This window comes from Escherichia sp. MOD1-EC6842, from assembly GCF_002965705.1.
In the GTDB taxonomy this organism is placed as follows: domain Bacteria; phylum Pseudomonadota; class Gammaproteobacteria; order Enterobacterales; family Enterobacteriaceae; genus Escherichia; species Escherichia ruysiae.
In genome coordinates this window covers 1-17999 of record NZ_PTRF01000011.1, presented here as the reverse complement: position 1 = coordinate 17999, position 17999 = coordinate 1, and the positions used below count along the sequence as shown (strand labels likewise).

Genomic DNA, 17999 nt, shown 5'->3' with positions numbered 1-17999 from the left:
CTTGCTCCACGGTGTCTGATTTTTATCGCATTATAGAAGGCACTGGCCAGAAGGTACGGCAATGTTAAAATTTATTCTACGTCGCTGTCTGGAAGCGATTCCGACGCTATTTATTCTGATTACTATTTCGTTCTTTATGATGCGTCTGGCGCCAGGAAGTCCGTTCACTGGTGAACGGACGTTACCGCCAGAAGTGATGGCCAATATCGAAGCGAAATATCATCTTAATGATCCGATCATGACACAGTATTTCAGCTACCTGAAACAACTGGCGCATGGCGATTTCGGTCCGTCTTTTAAATATAAAGATTATTCGGTCAATGACCTGGTAGCATCCAGTTTTCCTGTTTCTGCAAAATTGGGGGCAGCCGCGTTTATACTTGCGGTAGTGCTGGGTGTTAGTGCTGGCGTTATTGCCGCATTAAAACAAAACACCAAATGGGACTATACCGTGATGGGGCTGGCAATGACCGGGGTGGTTATCCCCAGTTTTGTGGTTGCGCCATTATTAGTCATGATATTTGCGATCATTTTGCATTGGCTACCAGGCGGTGGCTGGAATGGCGGGGCGCTGAAATTCATGATATTGCCGATGGTGGCATTGTCTCTCGCTTATATCGCCAGTATTGCGCGTATTACCCGTGGTTCGATGATTGAAGTTTTGCATTCTAACTTTATTCGTACTGCCCGCGCGAAAGGTTTACCTATGCGCAGGATCATCCTTCGCCACGCATTAAAACCTGCTCTGCTACCCGTGCTCTCCTATATGGGACCCGCATTTGTCGGCATTATTACCGGTTCTATGGTCATCGAAACCATTTATGGTTTGCCGGGGATCGGGCAATTGTTCGTTAATGGCGCATTGAACCGTGACTATTCATTGGTGTTAAGCCTGACCATTCTGGTTGGTGCATTAACCATTTTGTTTAATGCCATTGTCGATGTGCTATATGCGGTTATCGACCCGAAAATCCGTTACTGATACTGGAGCTCGCGATGATGTTAAGTAAGAAAAACAGCGAGACGCTGGAAAATTTCAGTGAGAAGCTGGAGGTCGAAGGGCGCAGCTTGTGGCAGGACGCACGTCGACGTTTTATGCATAACCGTGCGGCGGTCGCCAGTCTGATAGTGCTGGTACTGATCGCGTTATTTGTTATCCTGGCACCAATGCTTTCGCAGTTTGCCTATGACGATACCGACTGGGCGATGATGTCCAGCGCCCCGGATATGGAATCCGGTCACTACTTTGGTACTGACTCATCTGGCCGCGACTTGCTGGTACGCGTTGCTATTGGTGGACGTATCTCACTCATGGTCGGGGTTGCTGCGGCACTGGTCGCAGTGGTTGTGGGGACACTTTATGGTTCGCTTTCTGGTTATCTTGGCGGCAAAGTGGATTCGGTAATGATGCGTCTGCTGGAAATCCTCAACTCCTTCCCATTCATGTTCTTCGTCATTTTGCTGGTGACCTTTTTCGGTCAAAACATTCTGCTGATTTTTGTAGCGATTGGCATGGTTTCCTGGCTGGATATGGCGCGTATTGTGCGTGGACAAACCCTGAGTCTGAAGCGCAAAGAGTTTATTGAGGCGGCACAAGTTGGCGGTGTATCTACGCCCGGTATTGTTATTCGCCACATTGTGCCGAATGTGCTTGGTGTTGTAGTGGTCTATGCATCGCTACTGGTGCCCAGCATGATCCTCTTTGAATCCTTTTTAAGCTTCCTGGGGCTGGGTACACAAGAGCCGTTAAGCAGCTGGGGCGCATTGCTGAGCGATGGCGCGAACTCGATGGAAGTCTCTCCGTGGTTACTGCTGTTCCCTGCGGGATTCCTCGTGGTGACGCTGTTTTGTTTCAACTTTATCGGCGATGGCTTGCGTGATGCCCTCGACCCGAAAGATCGTTAAGGAGTGCAGCCATGAGCGTAATTGAAACTGCAACTGTGCCGCTCGCACAACAACAGGCTGACGCACTACTGAACGTGAAAGATTTGCGTGTCACCTTTAGTACCCCGGATGGCGACGTCACGGCGGTTAACGATTTGAATTTTTCCCTGCGTGCCGGGGAAACGCTGGGTATCGTTGGTGAATCTGGTTCGGGTAAATCGCAAACCGCGTTTGCCTTAATGGGGCTTCTGGCTGCCAACGGACGTATTGGCGGATCGGCAACCTTCAATGGGCGAGAAATCCTCAATCTTCCAGAGCGAGAACTCAATAAACTGCGCGCTGAACAAATCTCGATGATTTTTCAGGATCCGATGACCTCGTTAAACCCTTATATGCGCGTTGGTGAGCAGTTGATGGAAGTGCTGATGCTGCATAAAAGCATGAGCAAGGCTGAGGCGTTTGAAGAGTCAGTGCGGATGCTCGATGCGGTAAAAATGCCGGAAGCGCGTAAACGCATGAAGATGTTCCCGCATGAATTTTCTGGTGGGATGCGTCAGCGCGTCATGATTGCGATGGCGTTGCTGTGTCGGCCTAAACTGCTGATTGCCGATGAGCCGACAACTGCGCTGGACGTGACCGTACAGGCGCAAATCATGACGCTATTGAATGAACTGAAGCGGGAATTTAATACCGCCATCATTATGATCACCCACGATCTGGGTGTGGTGGCGGGGATCTGTGACAAAGTTCTGGTGATGTACGCCGGGCGCACGATGGAATATGGCAATGCGCGCGATGTCTTTTATCAACCCGTTCATCCTTATTCTATCGGTTTGCTCAATGCGGTGCCGCGTCTCGATGCGGAAGGTGAAACCATGTTGACCATTCCCGGTAATCCGCCAAACCTGCTGCGATTACCAAAAGGTTGCCCGTTCCAGCCACGTTGTCCACATGCGATGGAAATTTGTAGTAGCGCACCGCCGCTGGAAGAGTTTACCCCTGGCCGTCTGCGTGCATGCTTTAAACCGGTGGAGGAACTGTTATGAATGCTGTAACTGAAGGAAGAAAAGTCCTCCTCGAAATCGCTGACCTGAAAGTGCACTTTGAAATCAAAGATGGCAAACAGTGGTTCTGGCAACCCGCAAAAACACTGAAAGCGGTCGATGGTGTCACGCTTCGCTTGTATGAAGGGGAAACATTGGGTGTGGTAGGAGAATCGGGATGCGGTAAGTCCACCTTTGCTCGTGCCATCATCGGTTTGGTCAAGGCTACTGACGGTCGTGTTGCCTGGTTAGGCAAAGAGTTGTTGGGAATGAAGCCCGATGAATGGCGTGCCGTTCGTAGTGATATCCAGATGATTTTTCAGGATCCGCTGGCATCGCTGAACCCGCGTATGACCATCGGTGAGATCATCGCTGAACCGCTGCGCACCTACCATCCGAAAATGTCACGCCAGGAAGTTCGTGAGCGCGTGAAGGCGATGATGATGAAAGTCGGCTTGCTACCCAATCTGATTAACCGTTATCCGCATGAGTTCTCCGGCGGGCAGTGTCAGCGTATCGGGATTGCTCGTGCACTTATTCTTGAACCGAAGCTGATTATCTGCGATGAGCCGGTGTCGGCGCTGGATGTGTCAATTCAGGCGCAGGTAGTCAACCTGCTCCAGCAATTGCAGCGTGAGATGGGATTGTCATTAATCTTTATCGCCCACGATCTGGCCGTGGTAAAACACATTTCCGATCGCGTGCTGGTGATGTATCTCGGACATGCGGTAGAACTGGGGACGTATGATGAGGTCTACCATAATCCGCTGCATCCTTATACCAAAGCATTGATGTCGGCAGTGCCCATTCCTGACCCGGATCTGGAAAAGAATAAATCTATTCAGTTACTGGAAGGGGAATTACCGTCGCCGATTAACCCGCCTTCTGGTTGTGTTTTCCGTACCCGCTGCCCGATTGCCGGTCCTGAGTGTGCCAAAACGCGACCTGTGCTGGAGGGGAGTTTCAGACATGCCGTTTCTTGCCTGAAAGTCGATCCGCTTTAAAACAAAAAGGGCTGACAACTGTCAGCCCTTTATCACGCCAAAAGCGATTATTTATTCTCGCCAGATAATATGGCAAAGTTTGTGATCTTTTTCGCGACATAACAGAATGCGGGCGAAAATATCGTTAATTTCGCCATCTTCACTGTCCGCCAGACCAATCACCACTTCGGCAAAAAAGTCCGGGTTCAAATCGAAATCAACATGTTCCTGCCAGTCTTCCGCCGGGTCGAATAACTCCGCGCCGCCGCGCTCTTCAAACTGAAGATTGAACAGCAGAACATCAGCCGGATCGAGATTATCTGCGGCCAGTTCGAGAAAAATATCATAGGCCTGTTCAAGTGTTTCATCTTCGGTCAGGCGATTGTTTAAATCCATATCCATAGTCACTACCCGTTTAACATCTGTTGGCCACGTTTTACAGCAACGGGCTGAAGAAGTAAAACAGTCGCTCGGCAACGCGTTGCCAGAGTGGTCGTTTCGCCCACAACCGCGCATCAAGTAAACGTGAGCGCGAAATATAATCGTCCTGAACGGCGGCCAGGTCAGCACCAAAACCTTTATCGTCGATCGCCAGCGTGATTTCAAAGTTCAGCCAAAGACTACGCATATCGAGGTTAACGGTGCCCACCAGACTTAACTCGCCATCGACCAGCACGCTCTTGGTATGCAGCAATCCGCCTTCAAACTGATAAATTTTAACCCCAGCGGCCAGCAGCTCAGTAAAGAACGCGCGGCTGGCCCAGCCAACCAGCATTGAGTCATTTTTACGTGGCAGGATAATACTGACATCAACACCACGTTGCGCTGCCGTGCAAATTGCGTGAAGCAAATCATCGCTGGGCACGAAGTAGGGCGTCGTCATGATCAAATATTCACGCGCCGAATAAGCCGCAGTCAGTAATGCCTGGTGAATCAGGTCTTCCGGGAAGCCGGGGCCAGAAGCAATGGTATGGATCGTATGACCGCTGGCCTGCTCAAATGGCATAATATTGACATCTGGTGGCGGCGGCAGAATACGTTTCCCGGTTTCAATCTCCCAGTCGCAGGAATAAATAATCCCCATCGCGGTGGCGATGGGGCCTTCCATACGCGCCATCAGGTCAATCCATTGTCCTACACCTGCATCCTGTTTGAAGAAGCGCGGATCGACCATATTCATACTGCCGGTATAGGCAATGTAGTTATCGATCATGATCATCTTGCGGTGCTGGCGCAGATCCATACGGCGTAAAAATACGCGCATCAGATTAACTTTTAGGGACTCGACCACTTCGATACCGGCATTACGCATCAGTTCTGGCCACGGACTGCGGAAGAACGCGACGCTACCGGCGGAATCGAGCATCAGTCGGCAATGAATACCGCGTCGGGCTGCAGCCATCAGTGACTCAGCCACCTGATCCGCCATACCGCCGGGTTGCCAGATATAAAACACCATCTCAATATTATGCCGGGCGAGCTGGATGTCGCGGATTAACGCCTGCATCACATCATCAGACTCGGTCATCAGTTGTAGCTGATTTCCTTTGACCCCGGCGATCCCCTGACGACGCTCGCAAAGCTTGAATAACGGGCCGGCGACACTGCTGTTTTCTTCTGCGAAGATATGTTTACAGGCTTTAAGATCGTTAAGCCATTTAGCGGTAGAAGGCCACATCGCTCTGGCGCGTTCGGCACGGCGTTTACCTAAGTGGAGTTCGCCGACTGCAAGATAGGCAATAATTCCGACCAGAGGCAGAATATAAATGATTAACAGCCAGGCCATGGCGGAGGGAACTGCACGTCGTTTCATTAGAATGCGTAATGTTACGCCTGCAATGAGCAACCAGTATCCCAGAATGGCCAACCAACTCACCAACGTATAAACGGTTGTCATAGATTAGAAATCCTTTTGAAAGCGCATTGTTATGAGTTTACGCATATGGATTCATCTGGCAAATAAAAACGCGGGAAAAGCACTAGTCAGCGTCGGGGGCGAGGGTATAATGACCATTCTGTTATTGCATAGAGTAGTTAACATGAAGCGGAGTAGAACGGAAGTGGGACGCTGGCGTATGCAGCGTCAGGCTAGCCGGCGTAAATCGCGTTGGCTTGAGGGGCAGTCTCGCCGAAATATGCGTATCCACAGCATCAGGAAGTGCATTCTAAACAAACAGCGTAACTCGTTATTGTTTGCGATCTACAATATCTGAATGTTCCGGGCACCATTGCGGTGCCCAGCAAGTTTACCTTCAGCCTTTTAAATCTATTTTTGCGCCGATTCATTACTGTCAGTTTTCGTTTCATCGTCATCGCTGAAAATACCATGCCCGGAGTTCAGCAACATTGAGACGAGCATATCATTATTAATCTCTTCACCATTTAAAACCCGCGCCAGAATTTCGCTGCCAAAAAGCTGCGGCGAAAGAATGATGTCCGGATGTACCATTTTAATTTTATTCAGGTTTTTGCTATCGCTGACGGCCAGCACCGTTTTGACATCTTTGCTCATATCTTTGGCTGACAGGACGACAAAAGCGTTATCTGCATCGTTATCACTGAGCGCCAGAATAGCCCGACAGTGATCGATTCCCGCTTTTTTTAATACCGAACTGTCATTGCTGTCACCGGGAATAACATCAGCATTGTCGCCTAATCGTTGCTCAAGTTGTTTGATGTCATCTTCTGGCAAATTGCTGATAACAGTCACGTTTTGTCCGCGTTGATTCAGTTGCAGAATCGTGTTGATTGCCAGAATGGAGTGACCGCAAACAATAAAGTGATCTTTACGATTCATCGTATGCTTGTTTCCTTTCACAAGTTTATTGAATCCTCCTCGGATAAGAGGACCAAAAATAGAGGTCATGGAGGTGGCGAAAACGGTAATGCCGGAAATAATGACTGAAATAGTAAACAGGCGTGCCGATTCAGACACGGGAACGATATCGCCATAGCCCACGGTTGACATAGTTTCTATCGAAAAATAGAAAGCAGTCATCAGGCTCTCTATTCGCGGATTGAAACCCTCACTTAAATACAGAGCGCCGTAGGTGGAGTAAAACAGTAACGTCGTAAAACTAATAAAAGCAAAAATTGTCCCGGCGGCGGCACTACTGTGTGAGAAGTCTTTGCGCAGCACCAGCAGAATCACCAGCGTAAAGATGCAAAAACCAATACTAAATTTCAGCCAGGGATAAAAATGCAAGGTGTAGATCAGCGTAATCAACAACAAAATAATACTGATTGCCCATGCCAGTTTTGCTCGAAATAACAAGCCGATCGAATTCAGAACAAGAAAGACGCCGAGCATAAACAGCGGCGCATTGGCCAGCAAGGAGAGATCAAGTTCCGAAAATGCCTGGATATGGAAAATATCGAGCAGATTGACCGACATACCATAGATTGTTTTAAAAATAAGCAATCCATTTAAAAAGACGGCTAGCGCGATAATATCGTGCCGCAGGGTCACCCATAAATTTGCTGCTGTTTGCTTGAATGTAGCCCAGTGACTCACTGATACCTCTGTAACCACAATTTTGTTTAATTATCTCTACGCGTACATAATGTGAGCATACATGCGACGCGTGAATATGTTAAACAATAGTAGATGACTTTATCCGCAGTAATCAAAGGATTTGATTGAGCAATACCTTGTCAGGGAGGGGCATTTTTCCTGAATATGCTGACATCGTATAAAGAAATACAGATAAAGTTATTATCTGTTTGTCATAGCGGCTGCGATGGCATACCTACAAGGAAAGGCCAAACAAGAACACGGTTGCTAAAACCGTGTTCTAAGATGTTGAGCCTCTATTCAGAACACTTTCTTAAAGGGCTTGACTGAAACGTGTTCATACACTCCAGCCGCCACGTAAGGATCGGCATCAGCCCATGCTTGCGCTGCTTCCAGAGATTCAAATTCAGCAATCACCGTCGAACCTGTAAAACCTGCGGCACCCGGATCATTGCTATCAACTGCTGGCATTGGTCCCGCAGTCAGCAAACGACCTTCATCATGCAGTAACTGCAAACGCGCTAAATGTGCCGGACGAACGGAAAGACGTTTTTCGAGACTATCGGCTTTGTCTTGAGCGTAAATTACATACAACACGGGCACAACTCCTTGTTCGGAAAAGTTGTAAAGTACGTTATTTGAAAGGGCGAAGATCTGCAACGGAAAGATGATGTCTTTGTTAAGAGTCTGGATAAAGTCAGGCCAATTACGCCAAAAATTGCGTTTTCACTGATCCTGATCGTTTTGTGTTATTGAATATGATTGCTATTTGCATTTAAAATTGAGGCCTGGTTTTTCTACTGAAATGATTATGACTTCAATGACCCTTGATTTACCTCGCCGCTTCCCCTGGCCGACGTTACTTTCAGTCTGCATTCACGGTGCTGTCGTGGCGGGTCTACTCTATACCTCGGTACATCAGGTTATTGAACTACCTGCGCCCGCGCAGCCGATTTCTGTCACCATGGTTGCGCCAGCGGATCTCGAACCGCCACAAGCCGTTCAGCCGCCGCCGAAGCCGGTGGTAGAGCCAGAGCCGGAACCTGAGCCGATACCTGAACCGCCAAAAGAAGCGCCGGTGGTCATTGAAAAGCCGAAGCCAAAACCTAAGCCAAAACCTAAGCCAGTGAAAAAGGTGCAGGAACAGCCAAAGCGCGATGTTAAACCAGCGGAGTCGCGTCCGGCATCACCGTTTGAAAATACGGCACCAGCGCGCCCGACCACCAGCACGGCAACGGCTGCAACCAGCAAACCAGTCACTAGTGTGGCTTCAGGACCACGCGCATTAAGCCGCAATCAGCCGCAGTATCCAGCGCGTGCGCAGGCATTGCGCATTGAAGGGCAGGTTAAAGTTAAATTTGACGTTACACCGGATGGTCGCGTGGATAACGTACAAATTCTTTCCGCCAAACCCGCAAACATGTTTGAGCGCGAAGTGAAAAACGCGATGCGCAGATGGCGTTACGAGCCGGGTAAGCCAGGAAGTGGAATTGTGGTAAATATTCTGTTTAAAATTAACGGCACCACCGAAATTCAGTAAGTAAAAAGTCAAAAGCCTCCGACCGGAGGCTTTTGACTATTACTCAACGGGTAAGGCGCGAGGCTTTCCTTCAGGATCTACAGCGACATACTTAAATAATGCTTCCGTCGCTTTATAGCGTTGCCCAAGTGGTTCAGACGCCACCTTTTTCACCCACACTTCAATATTAATACTGACAGATGTTGTCCCTTTTTGGACACAGCGTGCATAGCAGCACACTACATCGCCGACCGCAACCGGCCGCAAGAAAGTCATTCCTTCAACCCGCACGGTTACTACGCGACCGTGTGCAATTTCTTTTGCCAGAATGGCACCACCAATATCCATCTGCGACATTAACCAACCACCAAAGATGTCACCATTGGCATTGGTATCGGCAGGCATGGCTAAAGTTCGTAAAACCAGATCGCCCTGGGGGACGTTATGTGTTGTTGACATGGTAAAACCGACTAAAAAGGAAAATCACAGGCGCGATGCTACTATGATTTTCCTGAGGAGAACAGAGGAGATACAGCGCCAGCCCCGAAGGACTGGCAGTCTGGTTATGATTTATCTTCCTGTGGCATGTGGCGGTAGATATAGATACCGCTTAACAGCGTGAAGATTAAGGTGAGGGCGGTCAGACCGAACACTTTGAAGTTGACCCAAATATTTTGTGGTAGCCAGAAAGCGATATAGATGTTTGCCAGCCCGCAAAGGATAAAAAAGACTGCCCAGGCCAGATTCAACTTCGACCATACTGGCTGCGGCAGGGTAAGCTCTTTACCCAACATACGTTGAATCAGCGGCTTTTTCATTACCCATTGGCTAACCAACAGAGCACCGGCAAACAGTGCGTAAATTACGGTGACCTTCCATTTAATAAACTCATCATTGTGGAAGAATAGCGTCAGACCACCGAAGACAACCACCAGAACAAAGGTGATCAGAGCCATCTTCTCAACCTTACGAAAGCGAACCCAGCTATAAATAAGCACAATCGCTGTGGCGACGATCAGCGCCGCAGTTGCCGCATAGATGTCATAAATCTTATAGAACGCGAAGAAGACAACCAGCGGTAGAAAATCAAGAAACTGCTTCATTTTACGATTCCGTAATCAAATGCTTAGGGTTATTGGCGAATCAACATGTACAGGCGGAACAAATAGATGAGCAATACGGCTGAAATCAGGTTGCTCAAGGTGTTCGCCAGTACAGCGCCAATTTCTGGGGTTAATGCGGCAAACGAAGAGGCAAACAGCAACAACAGAGTTTTTGCCAGTAACCAGCTCAATACCGCAGGTGCCACCAGACGCATATTCGCCCATGTCAGCCGCATACTGCTGCGCATGGAGGCGAAAACGCCCATTTTATCCTGGACCAGCATCACGGGAGCCAACGCCAGCAGGATGGCCATGATGATACCAGGAACGACCACCAGCATGATGCCTATTTGCACAATCAATGTTGTCAGGAGGATTAGCAAGAATAGCTTCGGTAATACCGGAGCGCTCGCGCCAATTGCCCGTAATGCGCTGACCCGCTGACCGGCGGACACTAGCTGGATCATTAATAATACGCCGCCCGCAAGAATGGCGTTACCGATTAATCCTGAAAAGGTAGAAGCAGCGGACGCACGCAGCAAAATCTGCTGTTGTTCCGGGGACATATTTTGTACCAGGTCGAACAACCCACCGCCGCCACTAACGGGTACACCGTCATTGAGCTGCGCAAGTTGAGCGTCACTGGGTGAGAAAACATGTCCTAACACCACTGTGATAAATGCACAAAGCAACGATACCAACAGAATGGTCATAAATTGATTACGGAAGAAATTTCCGGTGTCACGGTATACGGACTGCGCCGTGATAGACATGCACTCTCCTTGAGTTTTATGCAGGTGTTAATTAGCGGGCAATTGTACCCTGGTTAGCCTCTCAGTGGCAGCATCAGGTCATGTATGGAAAAGCATATCTTTGTAAAGCGGAGGTAATTGTTGGCATTTATGTGTGCAGACGGGAGCAAGTGGCGAGCGCGTTAATATTTGCGCAGCGTAAATATTCGAAAATTGATTTAAATCACATTAACCAGGATTTGTGATGCAACTTCTAAATTAATCCAGATCAATAAATGGTGATTTAGAGGATGTAGTGTGATCTGTGTAGGATCATTTGTTACCCCAATGTAGGTATATTTGTCACGTTTTTATAACCATAACGACGGAGCGGATATGAAAAAATTAACAGTGGCGGCTTTGGCAGTAACAACACTTCTCTCTGGCACAGCCTTTGCGCATGAAGCAGGCGAGTTTTTTATGCGTGCAGGTTCTGCGACTGTGCGTCCGACAGAAGGCGCTGGTGGTACGTTAGGAAGTCTGGGGGGATTTAGCGTGACTAATAACACTCAGTTGGGCCTGACGTTTACGTATATGGCGACTGACAATATCGGTGTTGAATTACTGGCAGCGACGCCTTTCCGCCATAAAATCGGTACTCGCGCGACCGGTGATATTGCAACAGTCCATCATCTGCCGCCAACACTGATGGCGCAGTGGTATTTTGGTGATGCCAGCAGCAAATTCCGTCCTTACGTTGGTGCCGGTATTAACTACACCACGTTCTTTGATAATGGATTTAACGATCATGGCAAAGAGGCCGGGCTTTCCGATCTCAGTCTGAAAGATTCCTGGGGCGCTGCCGGGCAGGTTGGGGTGGATTATCTGATTAACCGTGACTGGTTGGTTAACATGTCAGTCTGGTACATGGATATCGATACTACCGCAAATTATAAACTGGGCGGTGCACAGCAACACGACAGTGTACGCCTCGATCCGTGGGTGTTTATGTTCTCAGCAGGATATCGTTTTTAATTTTCTCTGCAAAACCTCTGCAAAACTCCTCTGCAAAACTGGTCATCAAATGACCAGTTTTTTCCATTCCTTACCGCGTGCGTTGTTGTAAATATCGGTCATTTTTTGATTCGAATGGTCCAGCAAAATTTTGGTATCAATTCCCTGTTCTCTGAACAATCGTTCTGATAGAGATCTCTGCTCATGGAAAGAGGGTGGGGTGCCATTAGCATGGCAGTTGTAATCCACAGAATCCCTGGCTTTTTTAAATGCAATTGTTAACGTTGCTGGCTTAACCATCCCGCCATGTTTACCTGTCCCTTTAGCGTGATGATGATGTAATAACCACGGACTTAGAACGCAGTCACGACAGGATGACACCACATCACCCAGAGTAAGACTTAATTTGTCGCAACGCAGGGCAAGAGGGATGGCGATCCGGGCTCCTGTTTTTTGTTGCTCGACATGGAGGTAGCCATCTCTGATATCCGAAAACTGCATTTTGCAAATATCGGAAAGATGCTGCTCCGTCATCAGAGCCAGTTGCATACCGCGTTGTAAAAAGTAACCATCCTTTTCCGCTGCATTATAGATCATCATCCACTCATCAAAGGTCAGTCGTTGCCTTGATATCCGTACCTGTGGTTTTTTTGCCGATTCTGCAGGGTTAAAGCCTGGCGGGACATCGCCAATTTGCTGAGTCTCCATCAGTACTTTCCTGAAAATTTGTCCCATTCTGTTATGTCCTTTTGCCTTGTAATCTTCCAGCACCGATACCACATCTTTTACGGTTATGGCATCTAATGGTCTGGTGCCAAAACGTTCATCAAATACCCTGAGTGGGGGCACTTTCTGTTTCAGTGTGTTGAGTGATCTCTCCGTTTTCATATCTTTCCTGTTGAATTTTTCTGTAACTATTCAGAAAAACGGAAACGGTTGATGAACCACCGGTATCATTAATAATTTTCTCCTGCAGGCTGAGCATTTGTTCCATTTGTTGCCTGGCAAGACGGCTGTTCGCTCCTGCTGCAATAGCTTCTGCCTGTGTCTTGGGTGGGGAAGTGCTTATTTCTATGGATGGGGTACTTCCTTTTACTATGGATTTCCATGGTGAGTTGTTGGGGCTGGCGTTGATGATGTGGCCCGCAGTTTGTTTTATGCTGTTACAGTTATCGTTATATTTCTTGTTGGATGGGGAGTTGGTATTGTTTTCTTTTTAGGCATAAAACAAAAAAATAATATACAGAATTTGAGTTTTATCAGGCTTTTTCTGGCAATATTGCTGCTTTTTGTTCCGCCTGTTTTGGAGTTTTCGGTAATTCATCAGCACCTTGCGTCAGATGCACTGGCTTTATGTGTTATTACAGTTTTAATAATCACACTTCTTGTCAGGTCAGGCAGGAGGCTTATCTCAGACAAATGTATTTTGGAAGTGTCTTTTATTCGTCATCACCGGATTGAATTCATGATGGTCGGATTTATGATTTATTTCTGGACATTCTCTCTTATTGCCGGTTGGTACAAACCCCAGTTTAACCAGGAATATCAGGCGCTCCACTATGAGAATGTCTGGTATTACGTTATTGCACGCTATGATGAGCGTCTGGTGTTATCGAAATCGTACAGGAGCGGGAGTATGAAGTTCGTCATACTTAATAGAGGGCATATTGATGACTTTGAAATTAATGAAATCAGAGTGCGTTAAAACTTCCTGAGTAACAAAGAATTTTTACTTCCCGCCATTGAGCGGTTTTTTGTGCCCGTAGGCTTGGTGTAGTACGGTAAAGACGCTGGTGGTCGTGAATAGTGCTTTTATCTTGCTGGCTTTTCAGACAAGACTTATTAGTGTGCCACGTTAACAGGAAAAGGGAAAAGACATGCTAAAACAGCAGGATATGACTGAAGCTGACAAAGTGGTGTTTAATGAATTAAGCTCCACCGAGCCGGCGATGTCGGGAAATTGCGCAGAATACTTACCTTTCACGCGAACGCAGCCGGTTTATACTGACCCAGCTTGTTATGGCGGCTCTCGCAGATTATCAGTTCGGTTGTTATAGATGCCTTACGCAGAGAAGACTCTTTAATTTGGGGTAATGGGCGGGGCTGGTGGGTGTTAGCAGCACCTACCAGCTATATTCTCATGCGTTGGGGTCATAAGCAAACCTCAGCTCTACTGCTTTGCGCAAAAGCAGTAGGTGTATCAGAGACAGGCTTAATGACCCATGCTTGACCTGTGAAAATATGCAGTTGTGAGTTTATCAACGCCGCCAGTCTGGAATTTATTGGGGAGGACGGAATATGTTAGAAAATACATTCAGTTGTTCCATCTGAAAATATACTTATAAGCTTACTAACTCTTCTGGACTGGTCTTTTTGACGATGTTGTCGATATTCTTAATAATCTTTTATAAAAATATTCTCCTGATATCTACCCCACTAGAGTAATGAAGTGCGAAGATGGGTGAGGATGTCAGGAATGGTGGGCTTTACGGTGTGCCTGATAAAATTGACTCTGAGTAATATCTCTGTATATGCCAGAAAGCACCCTCAGAGTCACATAATGAAATTATGGAAGGGGCGGTGGTAGAGTTGACAATCAGAAGATGAAAGTGATTGCGCCATTAATGTAAGAGTAATCTTTACCCGTTTTAAACTCTGGTGATACACGATTTAACGACAAGGTTAAAGCAACCGGAGAATAACCTACTGTTGCGCCGACACGATATTCATCAACAGTTCTGTTTAGCGAAACAGTTTCACTCCTTGTTTGAAGTGTTTTTCCTTGCAAAGTATAGTTGCGATCGACTTCGCGTCGTTCAATACCGGCAAATACTTTGTATATTAATCCACTATTCCCGGATGAGTGGATTAATCCCCTGTTCGCAAGCAGGCCAAAACCATTGTCTGAGTTAAATATTTTATCATTTCCAATGGCAAATGTTGCTCCATATCCAATATACTGAAACAAGTTACCACTTACTGCTGATAGTTCAGGGTAAACTCCAATGTTTGTGCCCATTAATTCAATATTGGGTGTAAGAGATACCATGCCTTTAACTGTATAACCGTAGCGATTTTCAATTTGATCATCCCAGGATTGATATTTTTCAGCATGAATAATTGTATGTGCTTTATTCTGAACTTTTTGTCCACCGGCATCAGGTCCTACTACGCCAAAATCCGTACCAAAACGATAGCGAAACCAGTTTGTAATGACATCGCTCCATTCAACTCCCGTATGAAGATATGCACTAAAGGCTCTGTCCCCGGTTACAGCTATTGGGTGCCTTTTATTTGTACCGGATGGCGAATAAATATCTTGTGCAAGATGAAACGATAGCTGACCTGACTCTGTAACATTATGGCTATAGCCAATGAAAAGCCCCTGAGTATAATCGTCGCGTTTTTCATCTTTATGGCTATAAATCTTGTTGAGCGTAGATTGAAAGAAGCCAGCATCATCATTAGCTAATGATAAGGAAATGCTGTCAGCATTGGCAGTAGGGATGCTGATATTTATTATTAGCAATGCAGGTATTGTAATGTATTTGTTCATGAATATTGCTCCAATGTTTATATTGTGTGTTTTCTTGTGGGCGTATATGTGTTGTGTTTTTAACATGATGGCTTTTTGTTTTTCAATGAGATATCTTTTATGTTGTATTTTTTTATCATATAAGAATAAATAGTGATTATTATCTGGTGGTGGTAAATGTTTTTATTTCTGTATTCGATAATAAAATATGAATATTGAGTTTTATTAATATCACAGTGTTGATCTTCCTTGGGTTTCTGTTATTCAAATAATAATCGCATGGTGAATCCCCCTGTGCAGATGGGAATAATGACATATGTTTGGTCGCGTTATCGCATAGGCAAGTTACGTATCCTGTCTGGTCATTGCAGGATTCACCGGGAGGCTCCCGGCGTCATACCGATGATGGAAGTAAATGCGGCCATCAGCCCCTCTTTGGAGGGGCTTTTTTTATGCGGATGAACCACAAGGTGGGTACATCATCTGAAATGCATCCATATGTCGTCACTTATGCAGGCCGTATGGGCATATTTCCAGCATACAGTTGTTATTAGGGCATTTGCTTTTTATTTTTACTGATTTTCCAGGGCACTCCTTGTTGCTTCTGATGATGAACCAGAAGTTTCTGTTAAACGGGGTAACGTTATAAATGGTTATGGGAAGCAGTTTGTTGTCCAGAATCACACCAGTGTTAACAGGAGTGAAAATACTTCCCGGTGGCAGGAATACGTCCGACTGATACCAGAGTATCAGTTTGATTTTACACCATACAGTTGAAAACGTTATTCCGCTTGATGAACATATCACTGTGTCAATAACTATCCATTCCATCTTTTTCAACCTTCTTGGTACACATCGCCTTTGATGTTTTTACAGACAAAGTATAGCCAGACTTTCTGTAACTCATTGAAAAAGATCGTTTTATTTGTATTTTTAGGGTGTTGTGTTTTTGTGTCATTTTGATTCGAATTATTTCGGTTTCCTTATTCCTGTGAGTCGGAATACTGACAGGCCGGCTGCATTTCAGCGTTTTTATAAAACCAGTAGTTGAATTGAAACAATATTTTACATTGTGAAAATTTTATTTTTTGCGCATTGATTTACGGGATAACGGGAGAAGTATGTTCATAAGAATTGTTCTTACAACAGGGGGGGAGGCTCCATGACATTTAAACATTATGATGTTGTCAGGGCGGCGTCGCCTTCAGACCTGGCGGAACAACTGACACAGAAAATCAAAGAAGGCTGGCAGCCATTTGGAAGCCCTGTGGCCATCACACCCTATACACTGATGCAGGCCATTGCGGCCGAAGGGGACGTCAGCACAGCGGTAGTGAGCCCGGGGGATGATAATGCATGGGGTGTTACTGCTGAACCGGAGTTTTACTATGTGCTCTCGCTTGCCGGACAGTCCAATGGCATGGCTTACGGTGAAGGGCTTCCGTTACCGGATTCATTTGACCGCCCTGAGCCGCGCATTAAGCAACTGGCCCGACGCAGTACGGTAACGCCGGGTGGCGAAGCCTGTTCTTATAATGATGTCATTCCGGCAGACCACTGCCTGCATGATGTGCAGGACATGAGCAGCTTTAACCATCCGAAAGCTGACCTGAGCAAAGGGCAGTATGGCTGCGTCGGTCAGGGGCTGCATATTGCCAAAAAACGGCTGCCTTACATTCCGCAGAATGCCGGGATACTTCTGGTTCCCTGCTGTCGTGGTGGTTCGGCATTCACCGCCGGGGATGAAGGCTCATTCAGTGAGGCCAGCGGTACTTTCGCCGATTCTTTACGCTGGGGGGGGGGGCGGTAATCCCTTGTATCAGGACCTGGTAAGTCGCACCAGAGCGGCGCTGGCGACGAACCCGAAAAACAGATTACTGGCCGTGGTATGGATGCAGGGAGAGGCAGACCTTGCTTCAGGAAGCCAGCAGCATAATGGTTTATTCACAGCCATGGTTCAGCAGTTCAGAACCGACCTGTCTTCGCTTGCTGCGCAGTGCGTAAGTGGAAATGCTGCCACGGTGCCGTGGATTTGTGGTGATACCACGTATTACTGGAAAAACACGTATGCCACGCAGTATGAAACAGTCTATGGCGCATATAAAAATCTGACCGCACAGAATATTTTCTTTGTGCCGTTCCTGACGGATGAGAATGGACAGAACACGCCAACGAATGCTCCGGCGGAAGACCCGGATATTGTGGCTGTCGGGTATTACGGTGCGGCATTCCGTACCCAGGGCTGTTTGTCTCCACACAGCGTGACAGCCATTTCAGCTCATGGGCACGCAGGGGCATCATTTCTGACCGTCTGGCCTCAGCCATTCTGCTCCATGCGGGACGCACGGCTGAAGTTATGGGCGGACAGGCCGTGCCACCGGATGAAAAGCCATCCCCTGACACGCCATCAACACCGTCAACGGACGGGAAATCAATGACGACGCTGCTTTCTTACCGGGCATCGGAGTCAGGCGGAGCACTGAAGTCACAGGGCTGGGCGGCTGCCGGTGGGAGTGCCATTATTGTTGATGATGCCGGTGGCAGTGAAGGTAAGGCACTGAAACTGACCAAACAGACCGGGAGGTCATGGGCTGTACAGCATGATGCCGGTAATGGTGCCGACCTGCTGGAAAAAGGTGGCCTTGTCAGCTGTCGTTTTAAACTTGATGGCGC

General features: G+C 47.2%; 16 protein-coding genes and 4 pseudogenes. 10 read left to right on the top strand and 10 right to left on the bottom strand.

Going from position 1 to position 17999, the window contains the following annotated elements; translation table 11 throughout:
• Positions 1 to 61: 61 nt before the first annotated feature.
• From oppB to oppF, 4 genes are read left to right on the top strand one after another with little or no spacing between them, the layout of a single operon-like run.
• Positions 62 to 982 (top strand): oligopeptide ABC transporter permease OppB, encoded by a 921-nt coding sequence (gene oppB / locus A7Z29_RS14180; RefSeq protein WP_000911117.1) that lies wholly within the window; start codon positions 62 to 64, stop codon positions 980 to 982.
• A gap of 14 nt (positions 983 to 996) precedes the next feature.
• Complete coding sequence (gene oppC, locus A7Z29_RS14175) at positions 997 to 1905, top strand: oligopeptide ABC transporter permease OppC (RefSeq protein WP_000979659.1); 909 nt, start codon at positions 997 to 999, stop codon at positions 1903 to 1905.
• Between the two features lie 11 nt (positions 1906 to 1916).
• Positions 1917 to 2930, top strand: coding sequence for a murein tripeptide/oligopeptide ABC transporter ATP-binding protein OppD (gene oppD / locus A7Z29_RS14170; RefSeq protein ID WP_000110959.1), 1014 nt, complete (start codon positions 1917 to 1919; stop codon positions 2928 to 2930).
• Entirely contained in the window at positions 2927 to 3931 is a 1005-nt protein-coding gene (oppF, locus tag A7Z29_RS14165) for a murein tripeptide/oligopeptide ABC transporter ATP-binding protein OppF (RefSeq protein ID WP_000994883.1), read from the top strand. Before oppD ends, oppF begins: the two co-directional genes overlap by 4 nt.
• Before the next feature lie 51 nt (positions 3932 to 3982).
• On the opposite strand, the gene A7Z29_RS14160 is transcribed toward oppF, so the two are convergent.
• Positions 3983 to 4312 carry an HI1450 family dsDNA-mimic protein gene (locus tag A7Z29_RS14160; RefSeq protein ID WP_000366958.1) on the bottom strand — a complete coding sequence of 110 codons (330 nt, stop codon included), beginning with the start codon at positions 4310 to 4312 and terminating at the stop codon, positions 3983 to 3985.
• 34 nt (positions 4313 to 4346) lie between these two features.
• On the bottom strand, positions 4347 to 5807 hold the full coding sequence (cls, locus tag A7Z29_RS14155) for a cardiolipin synthase (RefSeq protein ID WP_000214525.1): 1461 nt from the start codon (positions 5805 to 5807) through the stop codon (positions 4347 to 4349).
• 142 nt (positions 5808 to 5949) lie between these two features.
• Between cls and A7Z29_RS23270 the strand changes: the two genes are divergently transcribed.
• Positions 5950 to 6123, top strand: a complete 174-nt coding sequence (locus tag A7Z29_RS23270) for a YciY family protein (protein ID WP_001309467.1) — start codon at positions 5950 to 5952, stop codon at positions 6121 to 6123.
• Between the two features lie 53 nt (positions 6124 to 6176).
• Here A7Z29_RS23270 and kch read toward each other — a convergent pair whose 3' ends face one another.
• Positions 6177 to 7424 (bottom strand): voltage-gated potassium channel protein, encoded by a 1248-nt coding sequence (gene kch / locus A7Z29_RS14145; protein WP_105290393.1) that lies wholly within the window; start codon positions 7422 to 7424, stop codon positions 6177 to 6179.
• Between the two features lie 300 nt (positions 7425 to 7724).
• Positions 7725 to 8021, bottom strand: coding sequence for a YciI family protein (locus A7Z29_RS14140; protein WP_000967595.1), 297 nt, complete (start codon positions 8019 to 8021; stop codon positions 7725 to 7727).
• Positions 8022 to 8244: 223 nt separating this feature from the next.
• Between A7Z29_RS14140 and tonB the strand changes: the two genes are divergently transcribed.
• Positions 8245 to 8964 carry a TonB system transport protein TonB gene (gene tonB / locus A7Z29_RS14135; protein WP_105290416.1) on the top strand — a complete coding sequence of 240 codons (720 nt, stop codon included), beginning with the start codon at positions 8245 to 8247 and terminating at the stop codon, positions 8962 to 8964.
• A 39-nt stretch (positions 8965 to 9003) separates the two neighbouring features.
• Here tonB and yciA read toward each other — a convergent pair whose 3' ends face one another.
• The 3 genes from yciA to A7Z29_RS14120 all read right to left on the bottom strand — a co-directional run bounded on the left by yciA (position 9004) and on the right by A7Z29_RS14120 (position 10819).
• On the bottom strand, positions 9004 to 9402 hold the full coding sequence (yciA, locus tag A7Z29_RS14130; protein ID WP_000108165.1) for an acyl-CoA thioester hydrolase YciA: 399 nt from the start codon (positions 9400 to 9402) through the stop codon (positions 9004 to 9006).
• A 104-nt stretch (positions 9403 to 9506) separates the two neighbouring features.
• Positions 9507 to 10046, bottom strand: a complete 540-nt coding sequence (locus A7Z29_RS14125; RefSeq protein WP_000808667.1) for a septation protein A — start codon at positions 10044 to 10046, stop codon at positions 9507 to 9509.
• Between the two features lie 29 nt (positions 10047 to 10075).
• Positions 10076 to 10819: a YciC family protein gene (locus A7Z29_RS14120; RefSeq protein ID WP_000028528.1), complete on the bottom strand. Its 744-nt coding sequence runs from the start codon at positions 10817 to 10819 to the stop codon at positions 10076 to 10078.
• Between the two features lie 354 nt (positions 10820 to 11173).
• On the opposite strand from A7Z29_RS14120, the gene ompW reads away from it, so the two are divergent.
• Complete coding sequence (ompW, locus tag A7Z29_RS14115; protein ID WP_000737249.1) at positions 11174 to 11812, top strand: outer membrane protein OmpW; 639 nt, start codon at positions 11174 to 11176, stop codon at positions 11810 to 11812.
• A 45-nt stretch (positions 11813 to 11857) separates the two neighbouring features.
• On the opposite strand, the pseudogene A7Z29_RS23500 reads toward ompW, so the two are convergent.
• Positions 11858 to 12833: pseudogene (locus A7Z29_RS23500) on the bottom strand (tyrosine-type recombinase/integrase); the annotation flags it as partial.
• On the opposite strand from A7Z29_RS23500, the pseudogene A7Z29_RS14105 reads away from it, so the two are divergent.
• Both A7Z29_RS14105 and A7Z29_RS14100 read left to right on the top strand, forming a co-directional pair.
• Positions 12786 to 13496: pseudogene (locus A7Z29_RS14105) on the top strand (hypothetical protein). The pseudogenes A7Z29_RS23500 and A7Z29_RS14105 overlap by 48 nt on opposite strands.
• A gap of 172 nt (positions 13497 to 13668) precedes the next feature.
• A pseudogene (locus tag A7Z29_RS14100) lies at positions 13669 to 13885 on the top strand (TrmB family transcriptional regulator).
• Between the two features lie 502 nt (positions 13886 to 14387).
• Here the strand turns inward: A7Z29_RS14100 and A7Z29_RS14090 are convergent.
• The gene (locus A7Z29_RS14090) at positions 14388 to 15347 is read right to left on the bottom strand and encodes a lipid A deacylase LpxR family protein (RefSeq protein ID WP_105290415.1); all 960 of its coding nucleotides are present in this window, start codon (positions 15345 to 15347) and stop codon (positions 14388 to 14390) included.
• Between the two features lie 483 nt (positions 15348 to 15830).
• Entirely contained in the window at positions 15831 to 16157 is a 327-nt protein-coding gene (gene iraM / locus A7Z29_RS14085; protein ID WP_105290391.1) for an anti-adapter protein IraM, read from the bottom strand.
• Positions 16158 to 16488: 331 nt separating this feature from the next.
• On the opposite strand from iraM, the pseudogene A7Z29_RS23775 reads away from it, so the two are divergent.
• Positions 16489 to 17999, top strand: a pseudogene (locus A7Z29_RS23775) (DUF1737 domain-containing protein); the annotation flags it as partial.